4 protein-coding genes are annotated in these 5,691 nt (G+C 69.8%); all 4 read left to right on the top strand.

Translation table 11 applies throughout. The annotated features are described in order from the left end of the window. Positions 1 to 172, top strand: a 172-nt coding sequence (locus HOP12_09855; GenBank protein NOT34460.1) for a hypothetical protein, incomplete at its 5' end; no start/stop codon positions are given. Beyond that, positions 154 to 2,754: a hypothetical protein gene (locus HOP12_09850; GenBank protein NOT34459.1), complete on the top strand. Its 2,601-nt coding sequence runs from the start codon at positions 154 to 156 to the stop codon at positions 2,752 to 2,754. The genes HOP12_09855 and HOP12_09850, both read left to right, overlap by 19 nt. Before the next feature lie 3 nt (positions 2,755 to 2,757). Further along, on the top strand, positions 2,758 to 4,698 hold the full coding sequence (gene asnB / locus HOP12_09845) for an asparagine synthase (glutamine-hydrolyzing) (GenBank protein NOT34458.1): 1,941 nt from the start codon (positions 2,758 to 2,760) through the stop codon (positions 4,696 to 4,698). Then, positions 4,695 to 5,691: glycosyltransferase family 4 protein (locus tag HOP12_09840; GenBank protein NOT34457.1), on the top strand; the 997-nt coding region annotated here is incomplete at its 3' end. The genes asnB and HOP12_09840, both read left to right, overlap by 4 nt.

The raw sequence follows: 5,691 nt of genomic DNA, 5'->3' as shown, positions 1-5,691 counted from the left end.
GTCCGAGCGCTCACGCTCGCTGTTTCGATCGCTCGCCCGCACGCTGGTGTTCGTGCACCGCAAAATCGGCGACGACGGAGAGCCTGAACCGGAGCCGCGATTGCCCGCCGAGTGGCGCCGCGTCTATGAGAACGACGGTGTGGTGCTGTACGCATGGCAGGCGGCCTCTTGATCGAGCGTCGCTACGCGATTCCGGGACTGCTCGGAGTCGCGCTTCATGCACTGCTGCTGGCCGGAGCGCTCGATGCCGCCCCGGCGGCGGTGCGGGTCGCCGCGGCGGGCTTCGCACTCGTGGTCGCGCCGGGCTTCGCGGCTTGTGCACTCGGAGTCGTACCGCCCGGCGGCGCGCGACTCGCGGCCGGCTGGGCGCTTGGCTTCGCGGTCGCGTGGAATGCGCTCTGGCTGTTGATCGCGCACGCGAGCGGCATGTCGTTTCTGGTGCTCGCGCGCGCGCTGCTCGCGCTCGACGCCGCGCTGTGGGTCACGGTGTGGATCATCGGCCGACGTGCCCGCGCGACCCCCGCAGCGGCTCGCGCGCCCGGATGGAGTCGCGCGGCCACGATCGCCCTGATGCTGGCGCTCGCGACCGGGGGCTGGAATGCCGCGCGCCTCGGCGGCCCGCTCGGGTATTCCTCGGATTCCCCCGATCACATCGCGACCATCCGGCGCATGGTCGCGACCGGCCAGGTGTTTCCGCTCGATGTCTACTACGTCGACGCGGGTTCGCATGGGGCCGATCCACGCAAGGGCCTGTGGCATCCCCAGGTCGCATTGGTCTCGCAGCTCTCGCGCACCGACCCGGTCGACACCTGGCGGTTGCTGCCGACTCTGCTGGTGCCGTTGTTCGCGCTCAACGTGGCGGCGTTCGGCTTCGTGCTCGCAGGTGCGATCGGCGCTGCGGCGGCCGCGTGGGCGCTGCTGCTCACCTACGGCGGATCATTCGCTGAACCGTACCTGCGCGAGGCGGTGTTCTCGACCAAGCTCGGTGACCAGCTTTCGCTGGCGTGCGTGGTCGCGGTGCTCGCGGATCTCAAGCAGCGAGCCCCGGCGACGCGTTTCGCCGCCGCAGCGCTCGGACTCGCGGCGGTCACCACGCACGTCTGGTACGGACTTCAACTGGCGATGGCGCTCGGCGCGTTCGCGATCGGACTCGCAGCGCGCGCGCGCGCGATCGACGCGACCCTGCGCCGCCTGCTCGCGACCGCGGTGGTGATCGGAGCGGTGCTCGCGCCGTACCTCGCATGGCGTGCCACTCAGTCCTACGCCCCGGTGAATCTCATTCACACCGAGCCGCAGGGTTTGATGACGCTGTGGGACGGCGTTCGCGTCATGAATCTCGGTATCGTGTGGGACTGGATGGGGGTGTGGTGGGTGGTGATCCCGCTCTCAGTCGTCGCGCTGTGGCGCGTCGGACGGGAGCAACCGGCGGTGCTCTACCTGCTCACCACTTCGGTGCTGGTCGCGACACTTCTGGCGCTGCCACCCGTGGTGGCGCTGCTCCATCCGCGGCTCGGCTACCTGCTGCTGCGCAGCGTGTGGATGGTGCCGATCGCTCCGCTGCTCGGCTGGTGGGTCGCGCGATCGCTCGCGGAGCTTCGCGGGCCGCACGCGCGAGGCGCCGCGATCCGTCTCGCCGCGATGGCGTTGCTCGGTTGGCCGGCCTTCTCGGATGCGGCTCAGGTGTTGCGCGATCCGGAGCGCTTCGCGCGCTCCGAACGTGCGTGGAGTTTTCGGCGCTGGGAATCCGAACTGCGGTGGCTCGATCGCACGCCTGCGGATCGCCAGGTGGTGCTGTCGGACCCCATCACCTCGTACACCATCCCGATGGTGACGCGGCATGCGGTGGTGACACTGCTCGACCAACACAGCTCGCCGAACGACCCGCTCGCGATCGATCGCATGCTCGATGCGCGCGACGCGCTCGACCCCCACGCTTCGTGGGATCGCGTGCGTGAGGTGGTGGATCGATGGGGCGCGACCATGGTGGTGCTGAACGATCGATTCGTGCAGGAGCACGTCCTCATCTACTGGGCCGCGCGCCACGCCTGGTTCGGCCCGATGCGCGCTCGGCTCGACGCAGCTCCGGCCGCTTTCGAGCCGCTGTTGGATCACGGTGACTTTGTCGTCTACCGCATCCACCGCGCGGCGCTCGACCGTCTCGAGAGCGCCCCGCCGCCGCGCCCCTACGTGAAGCACTTCGATCCCGAGCGGGGGGGCGTGGCACGCCGAATCGACGACGATGTTCCGGCGCTGCAGGGATTCCGGATTGCGCCGGCGGTCGCGGCCCGGGGAGACACGCTGCGAGGGGTGGCCGCGTGGCGCACCCCGCACGCGCTCCCGCGTGGCTCCTACCTGGTCGCGGTGCGCTTTGATCGCGAACTGCCGGTGGGGTTCGCGCCGCCCCGCTGGATCTCCAAGCCCGCGCGCAAGGTGATCGAGAGCGGGCGCGGGGAGCGCTACCGGTTCCGCGACGACCACCTACCGGTCGGCGGCGACTACGGCGTCGACCTGTGGCGCGAGTCGGAGGTGATCGCGGACAGTTTCTCGGTGCGGATTCCCGCCGATGCCGCCCCCGGCGACTACGATGTGAAGGTCCGCTTCATTCGGCAGGCCCCCTATCCGAACTACCGCCTGAGCGACTACTTTTTCGACGACGACTACTACTCGGGATGGACCGTCGGGCGCGTGCGCGTGCGCGTCGAGGGTCGCGATCCCGCCGAGGGAGTGCGTGTCACTCCCAGCGAGGGACACTGACCCATGTGCGGAATCGCCGGAGTCTTTCACTACCGCAGCGATGCGCCCGCCGACCGCGGGCTGCTGCAGCGCCAGGCGCTGGCGATGCGCCACCGTGGCCCCGACGATTCCGACGTGTGGATCGATGGCCCGGTCGGGCTCGCGCACCGGCGGCTCGCGATCGTCGACCTTTCGCCGGGCGGCCACCAGCCGATGCCCAACGAGGACGAGTCGCTGTGGGTGACGTACAACGGCGAGCTCTACGAATGGCCCGAGATCCGCTCGACGCTCGCGGCGCGCGGCCATCGCTTCCGCGGCTCGAGCGACACCGAGGCGCTGCTGCATCTCTACGAGGAACATGGTGACGAGCTGCTGCACCACCTGCGCGGAATGTTCGCGTTCGGGCTGTTCGATCGCAACCGGCGACGACTGCTGATCGCCCGCGACCGGCTCGGGATCAAGCCGCTCTACTGGCACGACGATGGTCAGCGGCTGGTGTTCGCCTCCGAGCTCAAGGCCCTGTTGCTCGATCCTTCGGTGCCGCGCGATCTGGACGCGCAGGCGATCGCCGAGTACCTCACGTTTCAGTACATCCCGTCGCCCCGGACCCCGTGGCGTGGTGTCTTCAAGCTGCCACCCGCGCATCGGCTGATCTGTGACGCGAACGGCCCGCGCGTCGAGCGTTACTGGTCGCTGCCGATCGAGCCCGATCGCGGCCACTCGGCCGAGTACTACCGCGAGCGCCTGCGCGCGCTGCTGTCGGAGGCGGTGCGATTGCGGCTGGTCGCGGACGTGCCGCTCGGCGCGTTCCTGTCGGGGGGGATCGACTCGAGCGCGGTCGTCGCGCTCATGCAGCAGGCGGTCGGCAGTCCGGTCAAGACGTTCTCGATCGGCTTCGAAGGCTTCCCGGGTGGCGACGAGCTGGAACACGCGCGGCGCGTGGCGCGTCACATCGGGACCGATCACCAGGAGTACGTGGTGCGCCCGGATGCGGCCGAGGTGTTGCCGCGCCTGCTGTGGCAGTGCGACGAGCCGTTCGCGGACGCCTCGATCATTCCGACCTACTACGTTTCCGAGATGGCGAGACGTTCGGTCACGGTCGCGCTGTCCGGGGATGGCGGTGACGAGGCCTATGGCGGCTATGTGACGTACCCGTGGGCGCGCAGCCTCGCGGCACTCGACGACATTCCCCTGCCGCTGCGCCGGGCGCTCGAACGCGGCACTCGCGGCTGGCCGCCGGGCAGCTCGCTGCGGCGCAAGCTGCGACGCCTCGCCCTGAGCGTCGGCGACCGCCATCTCGAGGCGATGTCGTTCTTCCCGCCCGAGGAACTGAATCGCGTCCTGTCGCGCGAATTCACGTCCGGGCTCGCGGGCCACGATCCCTATGCCGCGCATCGACTCAAGCACGCGGCGGCCGCCGCCGCAGTCGGCGATCTGCCGGCGTTGCTCAATCTCGACACCCAGACCTACATGGTGGACGACGTGCTGCACAAGGTGGATCGCGCTTCGATGCTGACCTCGCTCGAAGTCCGCGTGCCGCTGCTCGATCACAAGGTGATGGAGTTCGTGGCGGGCATCCCGTTCGAATACAAGCTGCGCGGCGACACCACCAAGTGGATCCTGCGCGAGGCGGTACGCGATCTGCTGCCGCCCGAGATCCTGGCGCGCGGCAAGCAGGGTTTCGGAGTCCCGCTCGGGCACTGGCTCAAAGGCGACCTCGGCGATCTGGCGCGCGAGCTGTTGCTCGATTCGCGATCGAGTCGTCGCGGCTGGTTCGAGGCGCGTGAGGTCGAGCGACTGCTGCGCGGCCCCGGCGAGGACGAGCGACGCGACCGCAAGGTGTGGGCACTGCTGTGCCTCGAGTTGTGGGCTCAGTGCTACGTCGATCGGCCGCGCGAGTCGCTCGACTCGTTCGCCGTTCCGTCCGTGCCGAGCGGGATCCGCGCCGCCGCCGCCGGTCGATGAATCTCGCGATCCTGATCGGACAGTTTCCGCCGGGCGTGGTGGGAGGGGCCGAACTGCAGGCCGAGCAATGGGCGCGACGGCTCGCGGCTTCGCACCAGGTCACGGTGATCACGCGCGGCACGCCCGCGAGTTCGGGGGCGCCCGAGCATCGGGATGGATTCGATGTGGTCCGGATCGCGGCGTCTCGGGTTCCGATCCACCGCACGTTCGCGGACGTCGCTGCGATTCGCGAGGCGGTTCGTACGCTCGATCCGCGACCCGACCTGATGCTGTGTTTCCAGACCTTCGTGAGCGGCTACGCCGGCGTCCGTGCGCAACGCGCATTCGGAATCCCCGCGGTGGTGTGGGTACGGGGTGAAGGGGAGATCCGGCTGCGGCGCTCATGGTTCACGCGCTGGACGAGCCCGGCGGTGTGGGACGAGGCACGTGGCGTGCTCGTGCAGAGCCACGACATCGCGACCGTGCTGCAGGCCGAACTGGGCGAGGCGTCGGACCGCTGGCGGCGGCTCGAGCCGCGCCTCGCGGCGGTGCCGAACGGAATCGAGATGCCCGCGGAGACCAACTTCGAAACGCGCGGCGGGCGGGTGCTCGCGGTCGGCCGGCTCATTGCCGACAAGGGTGTCGACGTGGTGATCGATGCGGTGGCCGGCATGCAGGGGCTGCTCACCATCATTGGCGACGGACCGGAACGTGAGCGGCTCGAGGCCCGCGCGAGTCATCACGGGCTCGATGCACGCTTTCGTGGCTTCCTCGCCGCGCACGAACTGGCCGCCGAGTATCGGGCGGCAGCGTGTGTGGTGCTCGCTTCGCGCCGAGGCGAGGGATTTCCCAACGTCGTGCTCGAGGCGATGTCGCACGGCTGCGCGGTCGTGGTTTCGCGCGTCCCGGGGATGGCCGAGCTGGTGCGGGACGGCGAGAACGGCCTGGTCGTGGCGGCCGGCGATCCCGCGGCGCTGCGCGATGCACTGGCGCGACTTGCGCACGAACGCGGGC

It is taken from the genome of Candidatus Eisenbacteria bacterium, from assembly GCA_013140805.1.
GTDB lineage: Bacteria > Eisenbacteria > RBG-16-71-46 > RBG-16-71-46 > RBG-16-71-46 > JABFRW01.
This window is presented reverse-complemented; position numbering and strand designations above follow the sequence as displayed.

Excerpts from the sequence above, each read along its gene's own strand:
- HOP12_09850 (NOT34459.1), top strand. The coding sequence starts at position 154 with ATGGCAGGCGGCCTCTTGATCGAGCGTCGCTACGCGATTCCGGGACTG.
- asnB (NOT34458.1), top strand. The coding sequence starts at position 2,758 with ATGTGCGGAATCGCCGGAGTCTTTCACTACCGCAGCGATGCGCCCGCC.